This is a genomic window from Streptomyces drozdowiczii (assembly GCF_026167665.1).
Lineage (GTDB): Bacteria > Actinomycetota > Actinomycetes > Streptomycetales > Streptomycetaceae > Streptomyces > Streptomyces drozdowiczii_A.
On sequence record NZ_CP098740.1, the window covers coordinates 2,629,065 to 2,651,666 of the forward strand.

General features: G+C 71.6%; 22 protein-coding genes and 3 pseudogenes. 17 read left to right on the top strand and 8 right to left on the bottom strand.

Annotated features, from left to right (window positions below):
• The first annotated feature begins 13 nt into the window (after positions 1 to 13).
• The 3 genes and pseudogenes from NEH16_RS11670 to NEH16_RS11675 all read left to right on the top strand — a co-directional run bounded on the left by NEH16_RS11670 (position 14) and on the right by NEH16_RS11675 (position 1,114).
• Positions 14 to 220, top strand: coding sequence for an acyl-CoA carboxylase subunit epsilon (locus NEH16_RS11670; RefSeq protein WP_073964281.1), 207 nt, complete (start codon positions 14 to 16; stop codon positions 218 to 220).
• Positions 221 to 300: 80 nt separating this feature from the next.
• Positions 301 to 428 (top strand): annotated as a pseudogene (mmpB, locus tag NEH16_RS33865) (morphogenic membrane protein MmpB).
• A 74-nt stretch (positions 429 to 502) separates the two neighbouring features.
• Complete coding sequence (locus tag NEH16_RS11675; protein WP_265541851.1) at positions 503 to 1,114, top strand: nucleoside triphosphate pyrophosphatase; 612 nt, start codon at positions 503 to 505, stop codon at positions 1,112 to 1,114.
• 7 nt (positions 1,115 to 1,121) lie between these two features.
• On the opposite strand, the gene NEH16_RS11680 is transcribed toward NEH16_RS11675, so the two are convergent.
• Entirely contained in the window at positions 1,122 to 1,589 is a 468-nt protein-coding gene (locus NEH16_RS11680) for a hypothetical protein (protein ID WP_073964283.1), read from the bottom strand.
• Positions 1,590 to 1,961: 372 nt separating this feature from the next.
• Here NEH16_RS11680 and NEH16_RS11685 point away from each other — a divergent pair, with 372 nt between their 5' ends.
• Together NEH16_RS11685 and NEH16_RS11690 are read left to right on the top strand one after the other, a co-directional pair.
• The gene (locus NEH16_RS11685) at positions 1,962 to 3,716 is read left to right on the top strand and encodes an acetyl/propionyl/methylcrotonyl-CoA carboxylase subunit alpha (RefSeq protein WP_265541855.1); all 1,755 of its coding nucleotides are present in this window, start codon (positions 1,962 to 1,964) and stop codon (positions 3,714 to 3,716) included.
• Positions 3,717 to 3,856: 140 nt separating this feature from the next.
• A complete protein-coding gene (locus NEH16_RS11690) occupies positions 3,857 to 4,477 on the top strand; it encodes a TetR/AcrR family transcriptional regulator (protein WP_265541857.1) in 621 nt (206 codons plus the stop codon).
• Positions 4,478 to 4,508: 31 nt separating this feature from the next.
• Here NEH16_RS11690 and NEH16_RS11695 read toward each other — a convergent pair.
• Together NEH16_RS11695 and NEH16_RS11700 are read right to left on the bottom strand one after the other, a co-directional pair.
• Positions 4,509 to 5,431, bottom strand: a pseudogene (locus NEH16_RS11695) (DeoR/GlpR family DNA-binding transcription regulator).
• Between the two features lie 165 nt (positions 5,432 to 5,596).
• Positions 5,597 to 7,035 (bottom strand): annotated as a pseudogene (locus NEH16_RS11700) (NAD(P)H-quinone dehydrogenase).
• A gap of 260 nt (positions 7,036 to 7,295) precedes the next feature.
• Here NEH16_RS11700 and NEH16_RS11705 point away from each other — a divergent pair.
• The 3 genes from NEH16_RS11705 to NEH16_RS11715 all read left to right on the top strand — a co-directional run bounded on the left by NEH16_RS11705 (position 7,296) and on the right by NEH16_RS11715 (position 10,445).
• Entirely contained in the window at positions 7,296 to 7,733 is a 438-nt protein-coding gene (locus NEH16_RS11705) for a gamma-glutamylcyclotransferase (protein WP_026171252.1), read from the top strand.
• A gap of 105 nt (positions 7,734 to 7,838) precedes the next feature.
• Positions 7,839 to 8,663, top strand: coding sequence for a purine-nucleoside phosphorylase (locus tag NEH16_RS11710; protein ID WP_073964287.1), 825 nt, complete (start codon positions 7,839 to 7,841; stop codon positions 8,661 to 8,663).
• Positions 8,664 to 8,798: 135 nt separating this feature from the next.
• Complete coding sequence (locus NEH16_RS11715) at positions 8,799 to 10,445, top strand: phospho-sugar mutase (RefSeq protein WP_265541863.1); 1,647 nt, start codon at positions 8,799 to 8,801, stop codon at positions 10,443 to 10,445.
• Positions 10,446 to 10,483: 38 nt separating this feature from the next.
• On the opposite strand, the gene NEH16_RS11720 is transcribed toward NEH16_RS11715, so the two are convergent.
• Positions 10,484 to 11,122 carry a PH domain-containing protein gene (locus tag NEH16_RS11720; protein ID WP_265541865.1) on the bottom strand — a complete coding sequence of 213 codons (639 nt, stop codon included), beginning with the start codon at positions 11,120 to 11,122 and terminating at the stop codon, positions 10,484 to 10,486.
• Between the two features lie 135 nt (positions 11,123 to 11,257).
• Between NEH16_RS11720 and deoC the strand changes: the two genes are divergently transcribed.
• The 3 genes from deoC to NEH16_RS11735 are packed head-to-tail and all read left to right on the top strand — an operon-like array spanning position 11,258 to position 14,542.
• Positions 11,258 to 12,205, top strand: a complete 948-nt coding sequence (deoC, locus tag NEH16_RS11725) for a deoxyribose-phosphate aldolase (RefSeq protein ID WP_073964290.1) — start codon at positions 11,258 to 11,260, stop codon at positions 12,203 to 12,205.
• A 5-nt stretch (positions 12,206 to 12,210) separates the two neighbouring features.
• Complete coding sequence (locus NEH16_RS11730; RefSeq protein WP_265541868.1) at positions 12,211 to 13,650, top strand: aldehyde dehydrogenase family protein; 1,440 nt, start codon at positions 12,211 to 12,213, stop codon at positions 13,648 to 13,650.
• Complete coding sequence (locus tag NEH16_RS11735) at positions 13,640 to 14,542, top strand: aldehyde dehydrogenase family protein (RefSeq protein WP_265541870.1); 903 nt, start codon at positions 13,640 to 13,642, stop codon at positions 14,540 to 14,542. Before NEH16_RS11730 ends, NEH16_RS11735 begins: the two co-directional genes overlap by 11 nt.
• A gap of 83 nt (positions 14,543 to 14,625) precedes the next feature.
• Here the strand turns inward: NEH16_RS11735 and NEH16_RS11740 are convergent, their stop codons facing one another.
• Positions 14,626 to 15,042, bottom strand: a complete 417-nt coding sequence (locus NEH16_RS11740; protein ID WP_073964293.1) for a hypothetical protein — start codon at positions 15,040 to 15,042, stop codon at positions 14,626 to 14,628.
• Positions 15,043 to 15,218: 176 nt separating this feature from the next.
• Between NEH16_RS11740 and NEH16_RS11745 the strand changes: the two genes are divergently transcribed.
• A complete protein-coding gene (locus tag NEH16_RS11745; RefSeq protein ID WP_265872055.1) occupies positions 15,219 to 15,827 on the top strand; it encodes a uridine kinase family protein in 609 nt (202 codons plus the stop codon).
• Between the two features lie 190 nt (positions 15,828 to 16,017).
• Here the strand turns inward: NEH16_RS11745 and NEH16_RS11750 are convergent, their stop codons facing one another.
• Entirely contained in the window at positions 16,018 to 16,764 is a 747-nt protein-coding gene (locus NEH16_RS11750) for a SigE family RNA polymerase sigma factor (RefSeq protein WP_073964294.1), read from the bottom strand.
• A 211-nt stretch (positions 16,765 to 16,975) separates the two neighbouring features.
• Here NEH16_RS11750 and afsQ1 point away from each other — a divergent pair, with 211 nt between their 5' ends.
• From afsQ1 to NEH16_RS11775, 5 genes are all read left to right on the top strand, one after another.
• Positions 16,976 to 17,653, top strand: coding sequence for a two-component system response regulator AfsQ1 (afsQ1, locus tag NEH16_RS11755; protein WP_026171255.1), 678 nt, complete (start codon positions 16,976 to 16,978; stop codon positions 17,651 to 17,653).
• Entirely contained in the window at positions 17,650 to 19,191 is a 1,542-nt protein-coding gene (locus tag NEH16_RS11760; RefSeq protein ID WP_073964295.1) for a sensor histidine kinase, read from the top strand. The genes afsQ1 and NEH16_RS11760 overlap by 4 nt, the downstream gene beginning before the upstream one ends.
• Positions 19,188 to 19,799, top strand: coding sequence for a hypothetical protein (locus NEH16_RS11765; RefSeq protein WP_265541877.1), 612 nt, complete (start codon positions 19,188 to 19,190; stop codon positions 19,797 to 19,799). The genes NEH16_RS11760 and NEH16_RS11765 overlap by 4 nt, the downstream gene beginning before the upstream one ends.
• 80 nt (positions 19,800 to 19,879) lie before the next feature.
• Positions 19,880 to 20,470 carry a VanZ family protein gene (locus NEH16_RS11770; RefSeq protein ID WP_073964297.1) on the top strand — a complete coding sequence of 197 codons (591 nt, stop codon included), beginning with the start codon at positions 19,880 to 19,882 and terminating at the stop codon, positions 20,468 to 20,470.
• A 90-nt stretch (positions 20,471 to 20,560) separates the two neighbouring features.
• Positions 20,561 to 20,764, top strand: coding sequence for a PspC domain-containing protein (locus NEH16_RS11775; RefSeq protein WP_265541879.1), 204 nt, complete (start codon positions 20,561 to 20,563; stop codon positions 20,762 to 20,764).
• A gap of 81 nt (positions 20,765 to 20,845) precedes the next feature.
• Here the strand turns inward: NEH16_RS11775 and NEH16_RS11780 are convergent, their stop codons facing one another.
• Entirely contained in the window at positions 20,846 to 21,160 is a 315-nt protein-coding gene (locus tag NEH16_RS11780; RefSeq protein WP_073964299.1) for a hypothetical protein, read from the bottom strand.
• A gap of 134 nt (positions 21,161 to 21,294) precedes the next feature.
• Positions 21,295 to 22,449: an adenosine deaminase gene (locus tag NEH16_RS11785; RefSeq protein ID WP_073964300.1), complete on the bottom strand. Its 1,155-nt coding sequence runs from the start codon at positions 22,447 to 22,449 to the stop codon at positions 21,295 to 21,297.
• Positions 22,450 to 22,602: the final 153 nt, after the last annotated feature.

The window sequence follows — 22,602 nt, forward strand, 5'->3', positions numbered from 1 at the left end:
AAGGGTCCTGGCCATGATCAAGGTCGTACGGGGCAACCCGACCCCGGAGGAACTGGCCGCCGCGCTCGCGGTCGTCCAGGCGCGTGCGGCGGCGGTGTCCGCGGTGCCGTCCAACACCCCGGAACCCCCGGCCGGCTGGTCCGACCCGAGCCGCCTGGCCCGACGCGCCCGCCACCTGCCGGGCCCGCGCGCCTGGGCCCGTACGTACTGGCCCGCGTAACCGCTGGTGACACCCCCTCGGGCGGCGGTTGAGTACGCGTACTCAGGCGCCGCCCGAGCCCTCCGCAGCAGGATCGAGTCATGCTCTGGTCCGACCCCGAGAACAAACCCCCAAGGAACTCCGCGACGCGGAAACGATGATGCGCCGAGCGGGCCTGGTCCTGGCCCTGGCGATGGTCGTGGCGATGTTCGTACTGGGCACGCGCTGAGGTTTTCCGAGCCCCACCGGCGATTGAGGAGCGGGGCCCGGGGCAGCGCCCCCGAAACGGCCCGCGTCCGTACGATGGCGCCCATGACCGCACCCCGCCGCCTCGTTCTCGCCTCCGCCTCCCCGGCCCGCCTCGGCCTGCTCCGCCAGTCCGGCTTCCAGCCCGAAGTCATCGTCAGCGGCGTGGACGAGGACGCCCTCACCGCGGACACCCCCGCAGACCTCGCCCTCGTCCTCGCGAAGGCGAAGGCGGCCGTGGTCGCCGCGCTCCCCGAGGCCGCCGGCGCCCTGGTCATCGGCTGCGACTCGGTCCTGGAGCTCGACGGCCGGGCGCTCGGCAAGCCGGCCGACGCCGAGGAGGCCACCGCCCGCTGGAAGTCGATGCGCGGCCGCGCCGGGATCCTTCGGACCGGGCACAGCCTGACGGACACCACGACCGGCCGCACGGTCTCCCGGACGGCGTCCACCACGGTGCGCTTCGGTGAGCCGACGGACGCCGAGATCGCCGCCTACGTCGCCTCCGGCGAACCGCTGCACGTCGCGGGGGCCTTCACCCTGGACGGGCGCTCGGCGCCCTTCGTGGACTCCATCGAGGGCGACCCGGGCAACGTCATCGGGCTCTCGCTCCCGCTGCTGCGCCGCCTGCTGGGTGAACTGGGCGTCCAGGTCACCGACCTCTGGGCCTGAGAGGGAGTCAGGCCGGCTCGGGCTCCGGCTCGGGCCCGGCCGCCTCGGGCCCGGCCTTCTCGGACCGGGCGGCCGGCCGGGGGCCGTACGCCACCAGGACGAGCACGATGAGCCCGAGCACCACCATCATCCAGGCGAACGCCGCCCAGCCGACGAGTCCGACCGTCAGCGCGCCGAGCACGCCGTGGACGACCGCGCAGCAGATCAGCACGATCCGGCCGGCACGCCCCGGCCCCCGGTCGCGTATCCCCGCCACCACGAGCAGCACGGCGCACAGCAGCAGGAAGACCCCGGAGACCCCGCCGAGCGCCCAGGTGCCCTTGGACATCGCCTCGGGGTCCGTACCGGCGAGGGACATGTCCTGGTTCTTCACGACCGTGCCCAGGACCACGTTGATGATCACGATGCCCACGGCCTCCACGGCCAGCACGAGCGCGGCCAGAAAGGCCACCAGCCTGCGAACCACGACGCTCACCCCCTGTTACCAGCAGTACGTGCAATAGCGCGGACCCTACTAACGGGTAATGGCCACGACAAGAGCCGTGCGCGACCGGGACGGACCCCCGCCTCTCCGGGCTTTCGTGGGTCGGGCAAAGAATTGCCCACCCCTTAGTGGGAACTCCACAAAGAATCACGGTAAGTCGCTGCTCGTGCCGATAGAGACCTGGGCCACACCTGGTCGCTACTGTGCGGTTTCAGAACCCGGCGTACCGTGGTGGCACAAGGGATTTCGCGACTCGAGCACACCTCGAATCACACTCCGTGTGGGCAAGCTCACCATTGGGGACGGGTCGTAGGACCGTGTCGGTAGTCCCTAAACTCAGCTTGTTTCAAGGAGGGAGCCATCGTGCGCAAGGTGCTCATCGCCAACCGTGGCGAAATCGCTGTTCGTGTTGCCCGGGCCTGTCGGGACGCGGGTATCGGCAGCGTGGCCGTCTACGCCGATCCGGATCGTGACGCTCTGCACGTCCGTGTGGCCGACGAGGCGTTCGCTCTGGGCGGTGACACCCCGGCGGCCAGTTATCTGGACATCGCCAAGGTGCTCCAGGCTGCCGAGGACTCGGGGGCGGACGCGGTCCACCCGGGTTACGGCTTCCTCTCGGAGAACGCCGAGTTCGCCCAGGCGGTGCTGGACGCGGGTCTGACGTGGATCGGCCCGCCGCCGCACGCGATCCGGGATCTGGGTGACAAGGTCGCCGCCCGTCATATCGCGCAGCGTGCCGGTGCCCCGCTGGTCGCGGGGACCCCGGACCCGGTGGCGGGTTCGGCGGAGGTCGTGGCGTTCGCGGAGGAGCACGGGCTGCCGATCGCGATCAAGGCGGCGTTCGGTGGTGGCGGGCGCGGGCTGAAGGTCGCCCGCACGCTGGAGGAGATCCCGGAGCTGTACGACTCCGCGGTGCGTGAGGCGGTCGCGGCGTTCGGGCGCGGGGAGTGCTTCGTGGAGCGCTACCTCGACAAGCCGCGGCATGTGGAGACGCAGTGCCTGGCCGACACGCACGGCAACGTGGTCGTCGTCTCGACGCGTGACTGCTCGTTGCAGCGCCGGCACCAGAAGCTGGTGGAGGAGGCTCCGGCGCCGTTCCTGTCGGACGCGCAGAACGCGGAGCTGTACGCGGCGTCGAAGGCGATCCTGAAGGAGGCCGGCTACGTCGGGGCCGGGACGGTGGAGTTCCTGGTCGGGATGGACGGCACGATCTCCTTCCTGGAGGTCAACACCCGCCTGCAGGTGGAGCACCCGGTGACCGAGGAGGTCTCGGGTATCGACCTGGTGCGTGAGATGTTCCGGATCGCCGACGGTGAAGCGCTCGGGTATGAGGACCCGGTCTCGCGTGGTCACTCCTTCGAGTTCCGGATCAACGGCGAGGACCCGGGCCGCGGCTTCCTCCCGGCCCCCGGCACGGTGACGCGGTTCGAGGCGCCGTCGGGTCCGGGCGTGCGCCTGGACGCGGGCGTGGAGTCCGGCTCGGTCATCGGCCCCGCCTGGGACTCGCTGCTCGCGAAGCTGATCGTGACGGGTGCGACCCGTGAGCAGGCGCTCCAGCGCGCGGCGCGCGCCCTGGCGGAGTTCCAGGTGGAGGGGATGGCGACCGCGATCCCGTTCCACCGCGCGGTCGTGACGGATCCGGCGTTCACCGCGGACCCGTTCCGTGTCCACACGCGCTGGATCGAGACGGAGTTCGTCAACGAGATCAAGCCGTTCGCCGCTCCGGCGGAGGCGGAGGCGGATGACGAGTCCGGCCGCGAGACGGTGGTCGTGGAGGTCGGTGGCAAGCGCCTGGAGGTCTCGCTGCCCTCCTCGCTCGGGATGAGCCTGGCCCGTACCGGTCTCGCTGCGGGTGCCAAGCCCAAGCGGCGCGCGGCCAAGAAGTCCGGCTCGGCCGTCTCCGGCGACACCCTGGCCTCCCCGATGCAGGGCACGATCGTGAAGATCGCCGTCGAAGAAGGCCAGGAAGTCAAGGAAGGCGACCTCATCGTCGTCCTGGAAGCCATGAAGATGGAGCAGCCGCTCAACGCGCACCGCTCCGGCACCGTCAAGGGCCTGGCCGCCGAGGTCGGCAGCTCGATCTCCTCGGGTGCCGTGATCTGCGAGATCAAGGACTGACCCGCGTCTTCCCCGCCGGTGCCCCGGTCATGTCGTCGGACGTGACCGGGGCACCGGCGCATTCGGGGGACGGGGGCCGCCCGCGCGATGGCATCCTGGAGACCGGGGAGACAGGCCGGGGAGACAGGAGGGACCGCACCATGGCGATGAGCACGGCAGGGGCACCGGCCCGGCCCATGCGTGCCGACGCGCGGCGCAACTACGCCCGGCTGCTGGCGGAGGCCCGTACCGCTTTCGCGGAACACGGCACCGACGCGTCCCTGGAGGACATCGCCCGGCGCGCGGGGGTGGGCATCGGCACGCTCTACCGCCACTTCCCGACCCGGCACGCGCTGATGAGCGCGGTCTTCCAGGAGGCGGTGACCGCCCTGATCACCCGCTCCCGCGAACTGGCCGGCTCGGACCGGCCGTGCGCGGCGCTGGTGGAGTGGCTGGGCGCGATCGTCACCCATGCGGGTGAGTACCGGGGCCTCGCCCAGGCGCTCATGTCGACGTGCCGCGACGAGAGTTCGGCCCTGGCCCGCTGCAACACCCCCCTGCGCGAGGCGGGTTCGGCCCTCCTGGCCCGGGCCCAGTCGGCGGGCACGGTGCGGCAGGACGTCTCGATAGACGACCTGATGCAACTGACGAACGCGATCGCCCTGGCGGCGGAACAGAGCCCGGACGACCCGGACCTGGCGAACCGCCTGCTGAAGCTGACGCTACGGGGGCTCACTTCAAGCCCCTCCGACAGCGCCGAATCAAGCCCCTCCGGCGATTGAGGAGCGGGGGTCCGGGGGCAGCGCCCCCGAGCTACCGCCGCCGCAGGTCCGCCACCCGCGCCCGCTCCCGATCCCGCTCACCGGCCGCCCCCGGCTCCCCGAGCGCCCGCAACGGCTGCCCCTGGGTACGCCGCTGCCCGGGCAAGGGCATCTCGCGCCTGGCGGGGGGCCTCCCCCCGCCCCCGGATCCGCGGCCCCCGCGGCGGTCCCACTCCCCGCGACAGCGATCCGTACGCCCTGATCCGCCAACGCCTGCAACTCCGCCGCCGACCGATCGTCGTGCGCGGCGGGTTCGTCCGTCACCAGATGGGTGATGAGATCCGTCGGCACGGTCTGGAACATCGTGTCGGAACCGAGCTTCGTGTGGTCCGCGAGGACCACCACCTCCGCCGCGGCCTGCACCAGCGCCCGGTCCACGCTCGCGGAGAGCATGTTGGACGTGGACAGCCCGCGCTCGGCGGTGAGCCCGCTCCCGGACAGGAAGGCGCGGGAGACCCGCAGCCCCTGGAGGGACTGCTCCGCCCCGCTGCCCACGAGGGCGTAGTTGGAGCCGCGGAGGGTGCCCCCGGTCATCACCACCTCCACCCGGTTGGCATGGGCCAACGCCTGGGCGACGAGCAGCGAGTTGGTGACGACGGTCAGGCCGGGGACGCGCGCGAGCCGGCGGGCCAGCTCCTGCGTGGTCGTACCGGCACCGACGACGATGGCCTCGCCCTCTTCGACGAGGCCGGCGGCCATGTCGGCGATGGCCGTCTTCTCCGCGGTCGCGAGATGGGATTTCTGCGGAAAGCCGGACTCCCGCGTAAAACCGCCCGGCAAGACCGCACCGCCATGTCGGCGGTCGAGGAGTCCTTCTGCCTCCAGTGCCCGCACGTCCCGCCGTACGGTCACTTCGGAGGTCTGGACGACGCGGGCGAGCTCACGGAGCGATACCGCCCCGTTGGCGCGCACCATTTCGAGGATCAACTGACGACGTTCTGCAGCGAACACGAAACTGACAGTAACGTGACCGCGCGAGACTTTTCAGCAGTTTGCGCCGATTAGCAGAAGTTGTACATGCAGGCGGTCACCAAGTGATATAGGAGACCGCCTTGTTGTCCTCTCCTGATCGAAGGGGGGTCACGCCCCGCCCGTGCGCTTACGGCTGTGCAACTGGCGGGCCACTTCGGCGATCGATCCCGACAGGGACGGGTACACAGTGAAGGTGTTTGCGATCTGGTCGACCGTCAGATTGTTGTCGACCGCGATCGAGATCGGATGGATCAGCTCGCTCGCCCGGGGGCGACCACGCAGCCGCCGACCACGATGCCGGTGCCGGGGCGGCAGAAGATCTTGACGAAGCCGTCCCGGATGCCCTGCATCTTGGCGCGCGGGTTGCGCAGCAGCGGCAGCTTGACGACCAGCGCCTCGATCTTGCCCGCGTCGACGTCCGCCTGGGTGTAGCCGACGGTGGCGATCTCCGGGTCGGTGAAGACGTTGGAGGACACCGTCTTGAGGTCCAGCGGGGCCACCGCGTCGCCCAGGAAGTGGTACATCGCGATGCGGCCCTGCATGGCGGCGACGGAGGCGAGCGCGAAGATGCCGGTGACGTCACCGGCCGCGTAGACGCCGGGCGCGCTGGTACGGGAGACCTTGTCGGTCCAGATGTGCCCGGAGTCCTTGAGCCGGACGCCGGCCTCCTCCAGGCCCATGCCCGCGGTGTTCGGGATGGCGCCGACGGCCATCAGGCAGTGCGTGCCGGAGATGACCCGGCCGTCGGAGAGGGTCACCTCGACCCGGTCGCCGACGCGCTTGGCGGACTGGGCGCGGGAGCGAGCCATGACGTTCATGCCGCGCCGCCGGAACACGTCCTCCAGGACGGCCGCCGCGTCGGGGTCCTCGCCGGGCAGCACCCGGTCGCGGGACGAGACGAGCGTGACGCGCGAGCCGAGGGCCTGGTAGGCGCCGGCGAACTCGGCACCTGTCACACCGGAACCGACGACGATGAGTTCCTGCGGCAGCTCGTCGAGGTCGTAGACCTGGGTCCAGTTCAGGATGCGCTCGCCGTCCGGCTGCGCGTCCGGGATCTCCCGGGGGTGCCCGCCGGTCGCGATCAGCACGGCGTCCGCGGTGAGCGTCTCCTCCGTACCGTCGGCGGCCGTGACGACGACCTGGCGGGAGCCGTCGGCGGCCTGGAGGCCCTCCAGACGGCCGCGGCCGCGCATGACGCGGGCGCCGGCGCGGGTGACGGATGCGGTGATGTCGTGGGACTGGGCGAGCGCCAGGCGCTTGACGCGGCGGTTGACCTTCCCCAGATCGACGCCGACCACACGCGCGGCCTGCTCTATGTGCGGGGTGTCGTCCGCGACGATGATGCCCAGCTCCTCGTACGAGGAGTCGAAGGTGGTCATCACCTCGGCCGTCGCGATCAGGGTCTTCGAGGGCACGCAGTCGGTGAGGACGGACGCGCCGCCGAGGCCGTCACAGTCGACGACGGTCACCTCCGCGCCGAGCTGGGCGCCCACCAGTGCCGCCTCGTACCCGCCGGGTCCGCCGCCGATGATCACGATCCGGGTCACGAAAAGTCCGCCTCGCGTTTCTCGTCCCACGGCCGTCTGCTGTCCCGGCCGGGGTCCGGGGGATCGCCCCGGGGGAATGCAGTACGTACTTCATTGTCCCGCACGCGCCAAGGTGCTTCTCCCCGGGGCCCTCCATACGTGCGCCGGGGCGCACGGCGCACGGACCCGGCGGACCCGGCCGCCCCGTTCGCGCCTCCCCTCGGGGGGCGTTCCTCACAGGAACCGGCATGCCCGCCGCCACCTCCCGTACCCTCGATCCCATGTCGCTCTACGCCGCGTACGCCGGCAACCTCGACGCGCGGCTGATGACGCGCCGCGCCCCGCACTCACCGCTGCGCGGCACCGGCTGGCTGAACGGCTGGCGGCTGACCTTCGGCGGGGAGCAGATGGGCTGGGAAGGCGCGCTGGCCACCGTGGTGGAGGCGCCCCGCTCCCAGGTCTTCGTCGCCCTGTACGACCTGGCCCCCATGGACGAGGACTCCATGGACCGCTGGGAGGGCGTCGGCCTCGACATCTACCGGCGCATGCGGATCCGGGTGCACACCCTGGACGGCGAGGAGCCGGCCTGGATCTATGTGCTCAACGGTTACGAGGGCGGCCTGCCGTCCGCCCGCTATCTGGGCGAGATCGCGGACGCGGCCGAATCGGCGGGCGCGCCGCACGACTACGTGATGGAACTGCGCAAGCGCCCCTGCTGAGGAGTCCGGCCGCCGGACCGATTGTCGGAACACACGAACGATTGCCGCAAGACTCTGTGCAGGGGCATCTACGCGCGTAGGGATTCAGCGGTTACGCTCATCCGCGTGAACGCATCACTTATTCCGGACCACATCCAGGGCGACCCGCACGCCGCCGCCGCCGACGCCGCCGCCCGCCTGCGCGAGCTGACCGGTGCCGAGACTCACGACGTCGCCCTCGTGATGGGCTCCGGCTGGGCGCCGGCCGCTGCCGCGCTCGGCGTTCCGGCGGCCGAGTTCCCGGTGACGGCCCTGCCCGGCTTCCCGGCGCCCGCCGTCGAGGGCCACGGCGGCACGATCCGCTCGCACGTCATCGGCGACAAGCGCGCCCTGGTGTTCCTCGGCCGCACGCACTACTACGAGGGCCGCGGCGTCGCCGCCGTCGCGCACGGGGTCCGTACGGCGGTCGCCGCGGGGTGCCGGACGGTCATCCTCACGAACGGCTGCGGCGGCCTGCGGGAGGGCATGCGCCCCGGGCAGCCGGTCCTGATCAGCGACCACATCAACCTCACGGCGGCGTCGCCGATCATCGGCGCCAACTTCGTGGACCTCACCGACCTGTACTCGCCGCGCCTGCGCGCGCTGTGCAAGGAGGTGGACGAGACGCTCGAAGAGGGCGTGTACGTCCAGTTCCCCGGCCCGCACTACGAGACCCCGGCCGAGATCAACATGGTCCGCGTGATGGGCGGCCACCTGGTCGGCATGTCCACGGTCCTGGAGGCGATCGCCGCCCGGGAGGCGGGGGCGGAGGTGCTGGGCCTGTCCCTGGTGACGAACCTGGCGGCGGGGTTGAGCGGGGAGCCGCTGAACCATGAGGAGGTCCTTCAGGCGGGGCGGGATTCCGCGACGCGGATGGGGTCCCTGCTGGCGCGGGTGCTGGACCGGATCTGACCGCCGTTTCGGGGGCGCTGCCCCCAAACCCCCGCTCCTCAAACGCCGGAGGGGCTTACCCGTAAGCCTCGCCGGCGTTTGAGGAGCGGGCTCCGGGCAGCACCCACCCCGCCCACCGCACACGAAAGGCACCCCGTGACGACACCCCCGGACCTCCTCGCCCGCGCCAGCGCCTGGCTGGACGAGGACCCCGACCCCGACACCCGCGAAGAGCTCGCCAAGCTCCTCGCCGCCGAGGACACCGCAGAGCTGACCACCCGCTTCGCGGGCACCCTCCAGTTCGGCACCGCCGGACTGCGGGGCGAGCTGGGCGCGGGCCCGATGCGCATGAACCGCTCCGTGGTCATCCGTGCCGCCGCCGGCCTCGCCGCGTACCTCAAGGACCAGGGGCAGGCCGGCGGTCTCGTCGTCATCGGCTACGACGCCCGCTACAAGTCCGCCGACTTCGCGCGGGACACCGCCGCCGTGATGACCGGCGCCGGCCTCCGCGCGGCGGTCCTCCCCCGCCCGCTGCCCACCCCCGTGCTCGCGTACGCCATACGGCACCTGGGCGCCGTCGCCGGTGTCGAGGTGACCGCCAGCCACAACCCGCCCCGCGACAACGGCTACAAGGTCTACCTCGGCGACGGCTCGCAGATCGTGCCGCCGGCGGACGGCGAGATCGCCGCGGCCATCGCGGCGGTCGGCCCGCTGGACACCGTCCCCCGCCCGGAGACCGGCTGGGAGACCCTGGGCGACGAGGTCCTGGACGCGTACCTGGCCCGTACGGACGCCGTGCTCGACGCCGAGTCGCCGCGCACCGCCCGCACCGTGTACACCGCGATGCACGGCGTCGGCACCTCCATGCTCACCGCCGCGTTCGACCGGGCCGGCTTCCCGGCCCCGGTGCTCGTCGCGGAGCAGGCCGAGCCGGACCCCGCGTTCCCCACCGTGGCCTTCCCCAATCCGGAGGAGCCCGGCGCGATGGACCTCGCGTTCACCACCGCGCGCCGCGCAAACCCGGATCTCGTGATCGCCAACGACCCGGACGCGGACCGGTGCGCCGTGGCCGTGCCGGACCCGGCGGCGGACGGCGGCTGGCGGATGCTGCGGGGCGACGAGACCGGCGCACTGCTGGCCGCGCACCTGGTGCGCCGGGGCGCCACCGGCGTGTTCGCGGAGTCCATCGTCTCGTCCTCGCTGCTGGGCCGGATCGCCGAGAAGGCGGGCCTGGGCTACGAGGAGACCCTGACGGGCTTCAAGTGGATCGCCCGCGTCGAGGGGCTGCGTTACGGGTACGAGGAGGCGCTCGGCTACTGCGTGGACCCGGAGGGCGTCCGCGACAAGGACGGCATCACGGCCGCGCTGCTCGTCGCCGAACTCGCCTCCGTACTGAAGGAGCGGGGCCGCACGCTGCTCGACCTGCTGGACGACCTCGCGCTCGAACACGGGCTGCACGCGACCGACCAGCTCTCGGTGCGGGTCGAGGACCTGTCGGTCATCGCGGACGCGATGCGCCGCCTGCGCGAGCAGCCGCCGGCCGCCCTGGCGGGGCTGCCCGTGACCTCGGCGGAGGACCTGTCGCGGGGCACGGACCGGCTGCCGCCGACCGACGGGCTGCGCTACACGCTGGACGGCGCCCGGGTGATCGTCCGCCCGAGCGGCACCGAGCCGAAGCTGAAGTGCTACCTGGAGGTCGTCGTCCCGGTCGGCTCCCCCGACGCGCTGCCGGCGGCCCGGGCCAGGGCCGCGGAGCTGCTGACCGGCATCAAGCGCGACCTGGCGGCAGCGGCGGGCATCTGACGGGAGCGGCGGGGCGGCCGGGCCGCCCCGCCCGCGTCTCAGGCCGTCGCGCCGAGGACCACGAGCAGCACCGCGCCGACGACGGCCGGGGCGATGACCTCGTACGCCCAGCGCACCGAAGCGGTGGGGGCGCCGGGCGCGGGCTTGTCGCCGGCCCGCTCGGACAGCTCGCGCAGGTCCGCGACGGTCTGGTCGGCGGCCGCGGTGCGGGCCTTGGTGTTGCGTACGTCGGCGATCGTGGACGTACGCCGGTACGGGTCGTCCAGCGCCTGCCGGGACTGCTGGCGGGCGGCCTTCTTGCGCTGCCGCAGCGATACGGGGACGGCCCAGAGCTGGAACTTCGTGCCGTCGTGCGTGAAGAGTTCGCTCGAATACCCGGCCCGTACGTCGGCCACGTCGCTCCACGGCAGCGTGATCGTGCGGAACGGGTTGCGGATGCGGATGCGGGCGTCGTTCGCGGCGACCAGCGGGCGCAGCGTGAAGGCGACGATCACGGGCACGGCGGTCAGCATCCCGGCGAGCGCCATCCACGGCACCCGGCCGTCGCCCCGGAGCACGGCGTCGCCGCCGATCCCGCAGACGAGCACGAGGAGCAGGACGCCCCCGGCCAGCCCGGCGGGCGACCGGAAGGTCCGGTCGGCATAGGTGGGCTCGTCGGCAGGCGTGGGGCTCGTCATGAGCCCGATTGTGCCTGACGCGGCGCGGGGGCGCGGTGGCGGCCGACGCGCGGGGGCGCGGAGGGCGGGGGATGCGCGGATGACCTGGGTCCCTGTACAGGTCGCTACGCGCGTAGATATGCTCATGTGGTGACCATGCCCACCACCCTCCCCGCATTCGCCGACGCGACGGCGTCCGACAGTGCGCTGCGCCGCTTCCTGCACGGGCTGCCCGGCGTCGACCCGGTCGGACTCGAAGCGCGCGCCGCAGCCCTCGGAACCAGGTCGATCAAGACGACGGCCAAGGCGTACGCCATCGACCTCGCCATCTCGATGATCGACCTGACGACGCTCGAAGGCGCGGACACTCCCGGCAAGGTCCGGGCCCTCGCCGCCAAGGCCGTCAACCCCGACCCCACCGACCGCACGACCCCGCGCACCGCGGCCGTCTGCGTCTACCCCGACATGGCGGCCACCGCGGCCGCCGCCCTGGCCGGCTCCGGCGTGAAGGTGGCGTCCGTGGCGACGGCCTTCCCCGCCGGGCGCGCCGCGCTCGACGTGAAGCTCGCGGACGTCCGGGACGCCGTGGCGGCCGGGGCCGACGAGATCGACATGGTGATCGACCGGGGCGCCTTCCTGGCCGGCCGCTATCTGAAGGTGTACGAGGAGATCCTCGCCGTGAAGGCGGAGTGCGGGTCCGCCCGGCTCAAGGTGATCTTCGAGACCGGTGAGCTGTCCACGTACGACAACATCCGGCGGGCCTCCTGGCTCGGGATGCTGGCCGGCGCGGACTTCATCAAGACCTCGACCGGCAAGGTGGCGACGAACGCCACGCCCGCGAACACCCTGCTGATGCTGGAGGCGGTGCGCGACTTCCGCGCGCAGACCGGCGTCCAGGTCGGCGTGAAGCCGGCCGGCGGCATCCGCACCTCGAAGGACGCGGTCAAGTTCCTCGTGCTGGTCAACGAGACGGCGGGCGAGGACTGGCTGGACAACCACTGGTTCCGCTTCGGCGCCTCCAGCCTGCTGAACGATCTGCTGATGCAGCGCCAGAAGCTCAGCACCGGCCGTTACTCCGGCCCCGATTACGTGACGGTGGACTGATACCCATGGCATCCGCATTCGAGTACGCACCGGCGCCGGAGTCCCGCTCCGTCGTCGACATCGCCCCCTCGTACGGCCTGTTCATCGACGGTGAGTTCACCGACGCGGCCGACGGCAAGGTCTTCAAGACGGTCAGCCCGTCCACCGAGGAGGTGCTGTCCGAGGTCGCGCGGGCCGGCGCCGAGGACGTGGACCGGGCCGTGAAGGCGGCCCGCCGCGCGTTCGAGAAGTGGTCGGCGCTGCCCGGCTCCGAGCGCGCCAAGTACCTGTTCCGGATCGCCCGGATCATCCAGGAGCGCAGCCGCGAGCTGGCCGTCCTGGAGACCCTGGACAACGGCAAGCCGATCAAGGAGACCCGCGACGCGGACCTCCCGCTGGTCGCGGCGCACTTCTTCTACTACGCGGGCTGGGCCGACAAGCTGGACCACGCGGGCTACGGCCCGAACCCGCGTCCGCTGGGCGTGGCAGGACAGGTCATCCCGTGGAACTTCCCGCTGCTGATGCTCGCGTGGAAGATCGCCCCGGCGCTCGCCACGGGCAACACGGTGGTCCTGAAGCCCGCCGAGACGACGCCCCTGTCGGCGCTGTTCTTCGCGGACATCTGCCGCCAGGCGGGCCTGCCCAAGGGTGTCGTCAACATCCTGACGGGGTACGGCGACGCGGGCCAGGCGCTCGTGGAGCACGGGGACGTCGACAAGGTCGCCTTCACCGGTTCGACCGCCGTCGGCAAGGCCATCGCCCGGAGCGTCGCGGGGACGGACAAGAAGGTCACGCTGGAGCTGGGCGGCAAGGGCGCCAACATCGTCTTCGACGACGCCCCGATCGACCAGGCCGTCGAGGGCATCGTCACCGGCATCTTCTTCAACCAGGGCCAGGTCTGCTGCGCGGGCTCCCGTCTCCTGGTGCAGGAGTCGGTCCAGGACGAGCTGCTGGACGCCCTGAAGCGCCGGCTGTCCACGCTGCGCCTCGGCGACCCGCTGGACAAGAACACGGACATCGGCGCCATCAACTCCGCCGAACAGCTGGCCCGGATCACCGCACTCACGGAGACCGGCGAGGCGGAGGGCGCGGAGCGCTGGAGCGCCCCGTGCGAACTGCCGTCGGCCGGTTACTGGTTCGCCCCGACGCTCTTCACCAACGTCACCCAGGCGCACACCATCGCCCGCGACGAGATCTTCGGCCCGGTGCTCTCGGTGCTGTCGTTCCGTACGCCGGACGAGGCGGTCGCCAAGGCCAACAACAGCCAGTACGGCCTGTCGGCCGGCATCTGGACGGAGAAGGGCTCGCGCATCCTCGCGGTCGCGAACAAGCTCCGGGCGGGCGTCGTCTGGGCCAACACGTTCAACAAGTTCGACCCGACCTCGCCGTTCGGCGGTTACAAGGAGTCGGGCTACGGCCGCGAAGGCGGCCGTCACGGCCTGGAGGCGTACCTCGATGTCCGATAACCGTCTGAGCGTCTTCAAGACCTACAAGCTGTACGTCGGGGGCAAGTTCCCCCGCTCCGAGAGCGGCCGGGTGTACGAGGTGACGGACTCGAAGGGCAAGTGGCTGGCGAACGCGCCCCAGTCCTCCCGCAAGGACGCGCGCGACGCGGTCGTGGCCGCCCGCAAGGCGTTCGGCGGCTGGTCCGGCGCGACCGCGTACAACCGCGGCCAGATCCTCTACCGCGTCGCGGAGATGCTGGAGGGGCGCCGCGAGCAGTTCGTACGCGAGGTGGCCGAGGCGGAGGGCCTGTCGAAGTCCAAGGCGGCGGCCGTCGTGGACGCGGCGGTGGACCGCTGGGTCTGGTACGCGGGCTGGACGGACAAGATCGCCCAGATCGTGGGCGGCGCGAACCCGGTCGCGGGCCCGTTCTTCAACCTGTCGACGCCCGAACCGACCGGTGTGGTCGCGGTCCTGGCGCCGCAGGAGTCCTCGTTCCTCGGCCTGGTCTCGGTGATCGCCCCGGTGATCGCGGCCGGCAACACCGTGGTCGTGGTCGCCTCCGCGAAGTCCCCGCTGCCCGCCCTGTCGCTGGGCGAGGTGCTGGCCACCTCGGACCTGCCGGGCGGTGTGGTCAACGTGCTGTCGGGGAAGACCGCGGAGATCGCCGCGCCGCTCGCCGCCCACCAGGACGTGAACGGCATCGACCTGACGGGGGCGGACGCGGAGCTGGCGAAGGAGCTGGAGATCGCGGCGGCGGACAACCTGAAGCGCGTTTCGCGTCCACAGGCTGTGGAAAGCGACGGCTACGACTGGACCGCCGACCCGGGCACGCACCGCCTGACGGCGTTCCTGGAGACCAAGACGGTCTGGCACCCGACGGGCGCGCTGGGCGCGTCGGGCTCCTCGTACTGACCGCACCCGGCTGGACGTAACGGACACGGCCCGTTTCCCGGAGGCGCCTCCGGGGAACGGGCCGTCCCGCTGCCCGCGGAAACTCAGCCGCGCAGCCCCTCCACGACCGGGCCCACGACGGGCAGGTCCTTGATGGCGCCGCCGCTCGTCAGCGGGTCGGTGACCAGCGCGGTGGAGAGCGGCTTGAAGTCGGCGACCTGGGTGCCCACCGCGTTGTCCAGCGGGTCCGTGCCGGTGCCGGCCAGCGGGTCGAGCCGCAGGTGGGTGACGGGCGCGACGCTGTGCTCCAGCGACTGCCCGAGCGCCCCGGTGACCGCGCCCCCGGCCGCCTCGGTGGCCTCCGCGAGGCCGACGTCGGCCCCGGTCTCCTGGACGACGGGCAGCGGGGCGGCCTGCGCCGCCGCACCCCCCGCGCCGAGCGCGGCGCCGACCGCGGTGACGGTCAGACCTGCGCGCAGCAGGGTGCGGCGCCGGGACTTGGAAAGTGCGTGACGTGCCATGGATTTCCCACCTGATCGGGATGATCGGACCATCGGCCGGGTAATCGACCGAACGCACAGAGTAGTTGAGGTGTGATGAGCGATACCAACAGGACCTCCGGGGGTCCCTTGTTCGGGTCAATGCCTCACACTGGTGTCCCGTGAGTTCCCAAGCGCTTTCGACCCGCGTCGTCCTCCTGACGGGCCCCTCCGGCTCCGGCAAGTCGTCCCTCGCCGCCCGCACCGGCCTCCCGGTGCTGCGCCTCGACGACTTCTACAAGGAAGCCGACGACCCCACCCTGCCGCTCGTCGCCGGCAGCACGGACATCGACTGGGACTCCCCGGCCTCCTGGGACGCCGACGCCGCCGTCACCGCGATCACGGAACTCTGCCGGACCGGCCGCACCGACGTCCCGGTGTACGACATCTCCACCAGCTCCCGCACCGGCCACGAGGTCCAGCACATCGGGCGCACCCCGCTCTTCGTGGCCGAGGGCATCTTCGCGGCCGACATCATCGACCGCTGCCAGTCCCTGGGCCTCCTGGCCGACGCCCTCTGCCTGCGCGGCCGCCCCTCCACGACCTTCCGCCGCCGCCTCCTCCGCGACCTCCGCGAGGGCCGCAAGTCGGTCCCGTTCCTGCTCCGTCGTGGCTGGCGCCTGATGCGTACGGAACGCCGCATCGTGGCCCGCCATGTCGCGCTGGGCGCGCACGCGTGCGCGAAACAGGAAGCGCTGGGCCGCCTGGCGGCGGCCGCGGCGGGCCGATGCAGGACGCCGGCACATTCAAGCCCCTCCGGCGATTGAGGAGCGGGGGCCCGGGGGCAGAGCCCCCGAAACGCACCGCGGGGCCGGACAGGACCCCCCGGCCCGTCCGACCCCGCAGCTTCCCCGTATCCCCCGAGATACCCCCGTATCCCTCGGGCCCCCGTTATTTCCCCCGTTACAACACCACCGCGTCCCCCGACGCGGCAGCGCGCCCCCGTTCCCCCAGCCTTCAGGCCACCAGCTCGCCGAAGGACTCCTCCTCGTCACGGCCGAAGCTGAGGACCTCGTCCTCGCGCAGCCGGCGGAGCGACCGCCAGATGCTCGACTTCACCGTGCCGACACTGATGTCGAGGATCGACGCGATCTCTGGGTCCGTACGACCCTCGTAGTACCGCAGGACGAGCATCGTGCGCTGCAACTCGGGAAGGCGCGCCAGCGCCTGCCAGAGCACGGCGCGCAGCTCCGTACCGCGCATCGCGTCCGTGTCGCCCGCCGTCTCCGGCAGCTCCTCGGTCGGGTATTCGTTCAGCTTGCGCCTGCGCCAGGCGCTGATGTGCAGATTGGTCATCGTGCGGCGCAGATAACCGCCGACAGCGGCCTTGTCGCTGATGCGGTCCCAGGCCCGGTACGTCGAGAAGAGGGCGCTCTGGAGCAGGTCCTCGGCCTCGAACCGGTCACCGGTCAAGTGGTAGGCGGTCGCGTACAGGGAGGCGCGGCGCTCCCGGACATAGGCCGTGAACGCCGCTTCGGCGTCCCCGGACCGCTCCGGTGACTTCCGCTCCCCCGAGTCCTCCCCGTACGCGCTTCCCCCGTTGCCCCCCGCGTCAACCACCGTCATGAATGACGTGTGCTGACGCCCGGCGCCTCGAACGCACCCCCGTCCGTTCACTGCGGCGCCGGACTTCTCGGTGCTCCGCCCGACATCGTGGAGACGCGTGACAACTGCGCTTGCGTTGATGCTGTGAGTTGCGTTCATCTCGCGCCCCCCATCGGTGGAGTCCGTCCGTTCCTTGTGCCAACGAGCTTGCCGGGGCAGTTTCATGGCGCTGTCCGCCGACTGTCACAGGGCTGTCACAGGGCCCGGCGGGGTCATGAATCCGTGCTTCCGGATGCATGAGGGACGTATGGGGCACGCATCAGGGGGACCAACTGTCGAACTGGCGCGGCCCATGGGTCAGAATGACCAAGTGCCTTTCCTGTTGCTGATCGAGGACGACGACGCCATCCGCACGGCCCTCGAACTCTCGCTGTCACGCCAGGGCCACCGTGTGGCCACCGCGGCGACGGGAGAGGACGGCCTCAACCTGCTGCGCGAGCAGCGCCCCGACCTGGTCGTGCTGGATGTGATGCTGCCCGGGATCGACGGTTTCGAGGTGTGCCGGCGCATCCGCCGCACCGACCAGCTGCCGATCATCCTGCTGACCGCCCGCAGCGACGACATCGACGTCGTGGTGGGCCTGGAGTCCGGCGCCGACGACTACGTGGTCAAGCCCGTGCAGGGCCGGGTGCTCGACGCCCGTATCCGCGCCGTGCTGCGCCGAGGGGAACGGGAGTCGACCGACTCCGCGACCTTCGGGAACGTGGTGATCGACCGCTCCGCCATGACCGTCACCAAGAACGGCGAGGACCTGCAGCTCACGCCGACCGAGCTGCGCCTCCTGCTCGAACTGAGCCGCCGGCCCGGCCAGGCCCTGTCCCGGCAGCAGCTCCTGCGCCTGGTCTGGGAGCACGACTACCTGGGCGACTCCCGGCTGGTCGACGCCTGTGTCCAGCGGCTGCGCGCCAAGGTGGAGGACGTACCGTCCTCGCCGACCCTGATCCGTACCGTACGGGGCGTGGGTTACCGGCTGGACTCGCCGCAGTGAGCACGGCTGTGCGGCGGGGCCTGCGCGCCGGGCTCCGCTGGACCAGCCTGCGCCTGCGGCTCGTCATCGTCTTCGGCCTCGTCGCGCTGACCGCGGCGGTCTCGGCCTCCGGCATCGCGTACTGGCTCAACCGCGAGGCCGTGCTGACGCGTACGCAGGACGCGGCGCTCGGGGACTTCCGCCAGGAGATGCAGACCCGGGCCGCCTCGCTGCCGCTGCGCCCCAGCAAGGAGGACCTCCAGACGGCCGCCGTGCAGATGGCGAGCAGCAGCCCCGGCTACAGCGTGCTCCTGATCGACGAGCGCGACCCGGGCAAGCCCATCGTCGGCAACAGCGACCTCGACACCTTCACCCGCGACAACGTACCGCTGTCGTTGCAGGAGCAGGTGGACCGCAAGCAGCCGGTCAAGGCGGGCAACAAGTACGAGTACCACCTGTTCTGGCAGCGCACCTCGATACGCGGCACGCCGTATCTCGTCGCCGGTACGAAGATCATCGGCGGCGGGCCGACCGGCTACATGCTGAAGTCGCTCGACCAGGAGCGGCAGGACCTCAGCTCGCTCGCCTGGTCGCTCGGGATCGCCACCGCGCTCGCGCTGGTCGGCTCGGCGCTGCTCGCGCAGGCGGCGGCCACCACCGTGCTGCGGCCGGTGCAGCGGCTCGGGGACGCGGCCCGCAAGCTCGGCGAGGGCAAGCTCGACACCCGGCTCGTGGTGTCCGGCACCGATGAACTCGCGGACCTGTCGCGGACGTTCAACCGGACCGCCAGCTCGCTGGAGAAGAAGGTCGCGGACATGAGCGCCCGCGAGGAGGCCAGCCGCCGCTTCGTCGCCGACATGTCGCACGAACTGCGTACGCCGCTGACCGCCCTCACCGCGGTCACGGAGGTGCTGGAGGACGAGGTCGACAGCCTCGACCCGATGATCGCCCCCGCGGTGAACCTGGTGGTCAGCGAGACCCGTCGGCTGAACGACCTGGTGGAGAACCTGATGGAGGTGACCCGCTTCGACGCGGGCACCGCCCGCCTCGTCCTGGACGACGTGGACGTCGCCGACCAGGTGACCGCCTGCATCGACGCCCGCGCCTGGCTGGACGCCGTCGAACTGGACGCCGAGCGCGGCATGATGGTCCGCCTCGATCCGCGCCGGCTCGACGTGATCCTGGCCAACCTGATCGGCAACGCGCTCAAGCACGGCGGTTCGCCGGTACGGGTCTCGGTGCGCATCGAGGGCGAGGAGCTGGTCATCGAGGTCCGGGACCACGGCCCCGGCATCCCCGAGGACGTCCTGCCGCACGTCTTCGACCGGTTCTACAAGGCGAGCGCGTCCAGGCCGCGTTCGGACGGCAGCGGGCTCGGGCTCTCCATCGCCATGGAGAACGCGCACATCCACAACGGCGACATCACCGCCCGCAACTCCCCCGACGGCGACGGCGCGATCTTCGTGCTGCGCCTGCCGCGCGACCCCGGGGCGCCGAGCCGTACCGCCGGGGATCACGACGCACCGATACCGGACCACCAGGAGGACGACGCGACGTGAGGCGCAGCGAAAGCCGGGGACACCGAACCGCCGCCGCCCTGGCAGGTGCCGCACTCTGTGCCGTACTGGCGGCGGGCTGCGGCATCCGTACGACCTCGGTGCCGGTGGACGCCGGTGCCGCCCCGTCCCGGGTGCCGTGCGCGATGCCCGCCGAGGACGCCGCGGCCGAGGCCGGGCGGGGCATCCCCGTGCAGGTGTACCTGGTCTGCGCCTCGCAGCTGGTGACGGTGGACCGGGCGGTGCAGGTCCAGGAGGCCAAGTCGGACCGGCTGGCGGTCGCCACGGAGCTGCTGGACGAGTTGCGCAAGCAGCCCACGGCGGACGAACGGCAGGCGGGCTTCTCCACCGACGTCCCCGCGACGCTCCGCGTCTTCGGACCCCGCTTCGGCGACGCGAAGAGCGCGCTGCGGCTCAACGAGCAGCCGGAGGACCTGCCGGCCGAGGCCCTGGCCCAGGTCGTCTGCACCTTCGCGGACAGCGAGGCCCTGTCCACCGGCGACACGGTGACGCTGGGCGGTCCCGGCGACTACCCGGCCCACGGCTACCTGTGCACGGCGGAGACGAAGGCGAGCCCCAAGGCGGTGCCGAGCACGGTGGGGGTGCCGTAGGGCGCCCTGGGCCCCTTCGTGAGGCAGGTCTCCCCGGGTCCGGCGGAACCGATCCGGCCGCCGCCCGCGTCTAGGGCTTCGTGCGTCAAGGTACGGACGGCCAGGCCGTCATCCGCTTCCGCGCGTTCGGGGTGTCGCTGCTCCTCGCGCATCTGCTGCTCGTCGGGTGGCTCACCCTGCGTCCGCTGGACGTGCCGTGGATGAACGCCGCCAACCTCTCGCCCTTCGCCGGCATCAGGGCCGATCTGTCGCTGGGCCCCGCCGCCGCGTTCCGCCGGATCGGCGGCGGGCTGCTGCTCCTGGCGCCGCTGGGCGTGCTGCTCCCGATGGCCGGGGGCCGGCTGTACGTGTCCCCGTGGCTCTCGCTGGCCCGTACGGTCGCGGCCGGCTCCCTGATCTCGCTGGCCATCGAGCTGGGGCAGACCGGGGTGCCCGGCCAGGTGGTGGACGTGGACTCGCTGTTCCTGAACACGGCGGGCGTCGCCCTCGCGCACGTCCTGGTGGTGCCCGCGTGCCGGGCGCGGCTGCGGCGGCGCGGCGGAGCGGCTGGGGCGCATGCGGTGGCGCGGAGGGGGCACGAGGCCCCGCAAGGCTCGATCCCCCAGGTCGCTCAGAGTTCGATCCCTCAGGGTTCGACCCCGACGATTTCCGGGGTCGGGATGGCCCCGTAGAGCGACGCTTCGTCCGGTTCGTCGCGGCACGATGGACGTATCGGGAGCACACCGGACTGCTCCCCGCAACGGTTCGCGAAGGAGCCCACCATGGCCGCACTTGCCCGCCCCCGTGACGGACGCATGCTCGGCGGAGTGTGCGCAGCGCTGGCGCGGCGTTTCGACACGTCGGCGAGGACCATGCGCATCATCTTCCTGGTCTCGTGCCTGCTGCCGGGCCCGCAGTTCCTGCTCTATCTGGCGCTGTGGCTGCTGCTGCCGCAGGAGGGGTCGTCGTCCTCGACCGCCTGGTAGCCGTTCCCGTATCCCGTACACACGCCTGTGGGCGGCCACCCCGGTCGGGGTGTCCGCCCACAGGCGTGTTCCGGCTTCGGCTCAGCCGCCGAGCGGCAGACCGTTGGCGGACAGGCCGCTGGTGGTCAGACCGCCGGCCGGCATGCCGCCGAGGAGGCCCTTGACGGGGGTGGTGGCGTCGCCGAGGACCTTGGTCTGGCTGGTGCCGAGGAGCTGGTCGGCGGTGTCCTGGACCGGCAGCGTCGAGGTGGCGTCGGCGACGGCACCGGCGACGGGCAGGACGCTGGTCGCGGTCTCCAGCGGCAGCGCGGAGGCGGACGCGGTGCCGGCGGCGGCAGCGGCGAAAGCGGCGCCGAGAGCGGCGACGCCGAGAGTCCTGGCAGCAGACTGCTTCATATGACATTCATCCTTGGGGAAGGGGATGTGAGCGGCTATGCAACGTAGTCAGCCGCCACTCCGCTCCGCAAACATGCGACACCACGGAAAACGGCCGGGAAATGTGATCCCCGGCCGTTTCGTGTACGCCTGTGTCAGCCGGCCGGCGAGGAAGACACGCTGGTCGCAGCGGTCTGCTCGAAAAGCCATTCGGACTTCAGCTCGGCGTATCCGGGCTTGATGACGTCATTGATCATCGCCAGACGTTCATCGAAAGGAATGAATGCGGACTTCATTCCATTGACGGTGAACCACTGCATGTCATCGAGCGTGTATCCGAAAGCCTCGGTCAGCTTCTCGAATTCCTGGCTCATGCTCGTGCCGCTCATCAGCCGGTTGTCGGTGTTGACGGTGGCCCGGAAGTGCAGCTTGCGGAGCAGCCCGATGGGGTGCTCCGCGTACGAGGACGCGGCCCCGGTCTGGAGGTTGGACGTCGGGCACATCTCCAGGGGGATGCGCTTGTCCCGTACGTACGAGGCGAGCCGGCCCAGCTTCACGGAGCCGTCCTCCGCGACCTCGATGTCGTCGATGATCCGGACCCCGTGCCCGAGCCGGTCGGCGCCGCACCACTGGATGGCCTGCCAGATCGACGGCAGCCCGAACGCCTCGCCCGCGTGGATCGTGAAGTGGTTGTTCTCGCGCTTGAGGTACTCGAAGGCGTCCAGGTGCCGGGTGGGAGGGAACCCGGCCTCGGCGCCCGCGATGTCGAAGCCGACGACGCCCTGGTCCCGGTAGCGGTTGGCCAGCTCCGCGATCTCCAGGGAGCGCGCGGCGTGCCGCATGGCGGTGAGCAGGGCGCCGACGCGGATGCGGTTGCCGTCCTGCCGGGCCCGCCGCTCGCCCTCGCGGAAGCCCTCGTTGACGGCCTCGACCACCTCTTCGAGGGTCAGCCCGGCCTCCAGATGCTGCTCGGGGGCGTACCGCACCTCGGCGTAGACGACCCCGTCGGCGGCCAGGTCCTCGGCGCACTCGGCGGCGACCCGGACCAGCGCGTCACGGGTCTGCATGACCGCGCAGGTGTGGGCGAACGTCTCCAGATACCGCTCCAGCGAACCGGAGTCCGCCGCCTCCCGGAACCAGATGCCGAGTTTGTCGGGCTCGTTCTCGGGAAGCGCGTCGTAGCCGATCGCCGCCGCGAGATCGACGATCGTTCCGGGCCGCAGACCGCCGTCGAGGTGGTCGTGCAGAAGGACCTTGGGGGCGCGCCGGATCTGGTCCGGGCCGGGCACGTTGAGGGTCGGGCTCATCATCCAGGCACTGTAGCGCCTACGCGCGTAGAGCGGGCCAGTCGTTGCATAACGGTACGGTCGAGCCGCCCCGCGCCCCGCTGCGTAACAGACCCCGCGAACAGGGGTGGCGGACCCGCGACCGTCTGACAGTGTTACGCCATGGCACAGCGCGCA

Coding starts and splice junctions, on each gene's coding strand:
- NEH16_RS11690 (WP_265541857.1), top strand. CDS start 3,857: ATGGCGATGAGCACGGCAGGGGCACCGGCCCGGCCCATGCGTGCCGAC.
- NEH16_RS11740 (WP_073964293.1), bottom strand. CDS start 15,042: ATGGCACGTCACGCACTTTCCAAGTCCCGGCGCCGCACCCTGCTGCGC.
- NEH16_RS11730 (WP_265541868.1), top strand. CDS start 12,211: ATGGCATCCGCATTCGAGTACGCACCGGCGCCGGAGTCCCGCTCCGTC.
- NEH16_RS11735 (WP_265541870.1), top strand. CDS start 13,640: ATGTCCGATAACCGTCTGAGCGTCTTCAAGACCTACAAGCTGTACGTC.
- NEH16_RS11720 (WP_265541865.1), bottom strand. CDS start 11,122: ATGACGAGCCCCACGCCTGCCGACGAGCCCACCTATGCCGACCGGACC.
- NEH16_RS11675 (WP_265541851.1), top strand. CDS start 503: ATGGCGCCCATGACCGCACCCCGCCGCCTCGTTCTCGCCTCCGCCTCC.
- NEH16_RS11670 (WP_073964281.1), top strand. CDS start 14: ATGATCAAGGTCGTACGGGGCAACCCGACCCCGGAGGAACTGGCCGCC.
- NEH16_RS11785 (WP_073964300.1), bottom strand. CDS start 22,449: ATGATGAGCCCGACCCTCAACGTGCCCGGCCCGGACCAGATCCGGCGC.
- NEH16_RS11705 (WP_026171252.1), top strand. CDS start 7,296: ATGTCGCTCTACGCCGCGTACGCCGGCAACCTCGACGCGCGGCTGATG.
- NEH16_RS11750 (WP_073964294.1), bottom strand. CDS start 16,764: ATGAACGCAACTCACAGCATCAACGCAAGCGCAGTTGTCACGCGTCTC.
- NEH16_RS11775 (WP_265541879.1), top strand. CDS start 20,561: ATGGCCGCACTTGCCCGCCCCCGTGACGGACGCATGCTCGGCGGAGTG.
- NEH16_RS11780 (WP_073964299.1), bottom strand. CDS start 21,160: ATGAAGCAGTCTGCTGCCAGGACTCTCGGCGTCGCCGCTCTCGGCGCC.
- deoC (WP_073964290.1), top strand. CDS start 11,258: ATGCCCACCACCCTCCCCGCATTCGCCGACGCGACGGCGTCCGACAGT.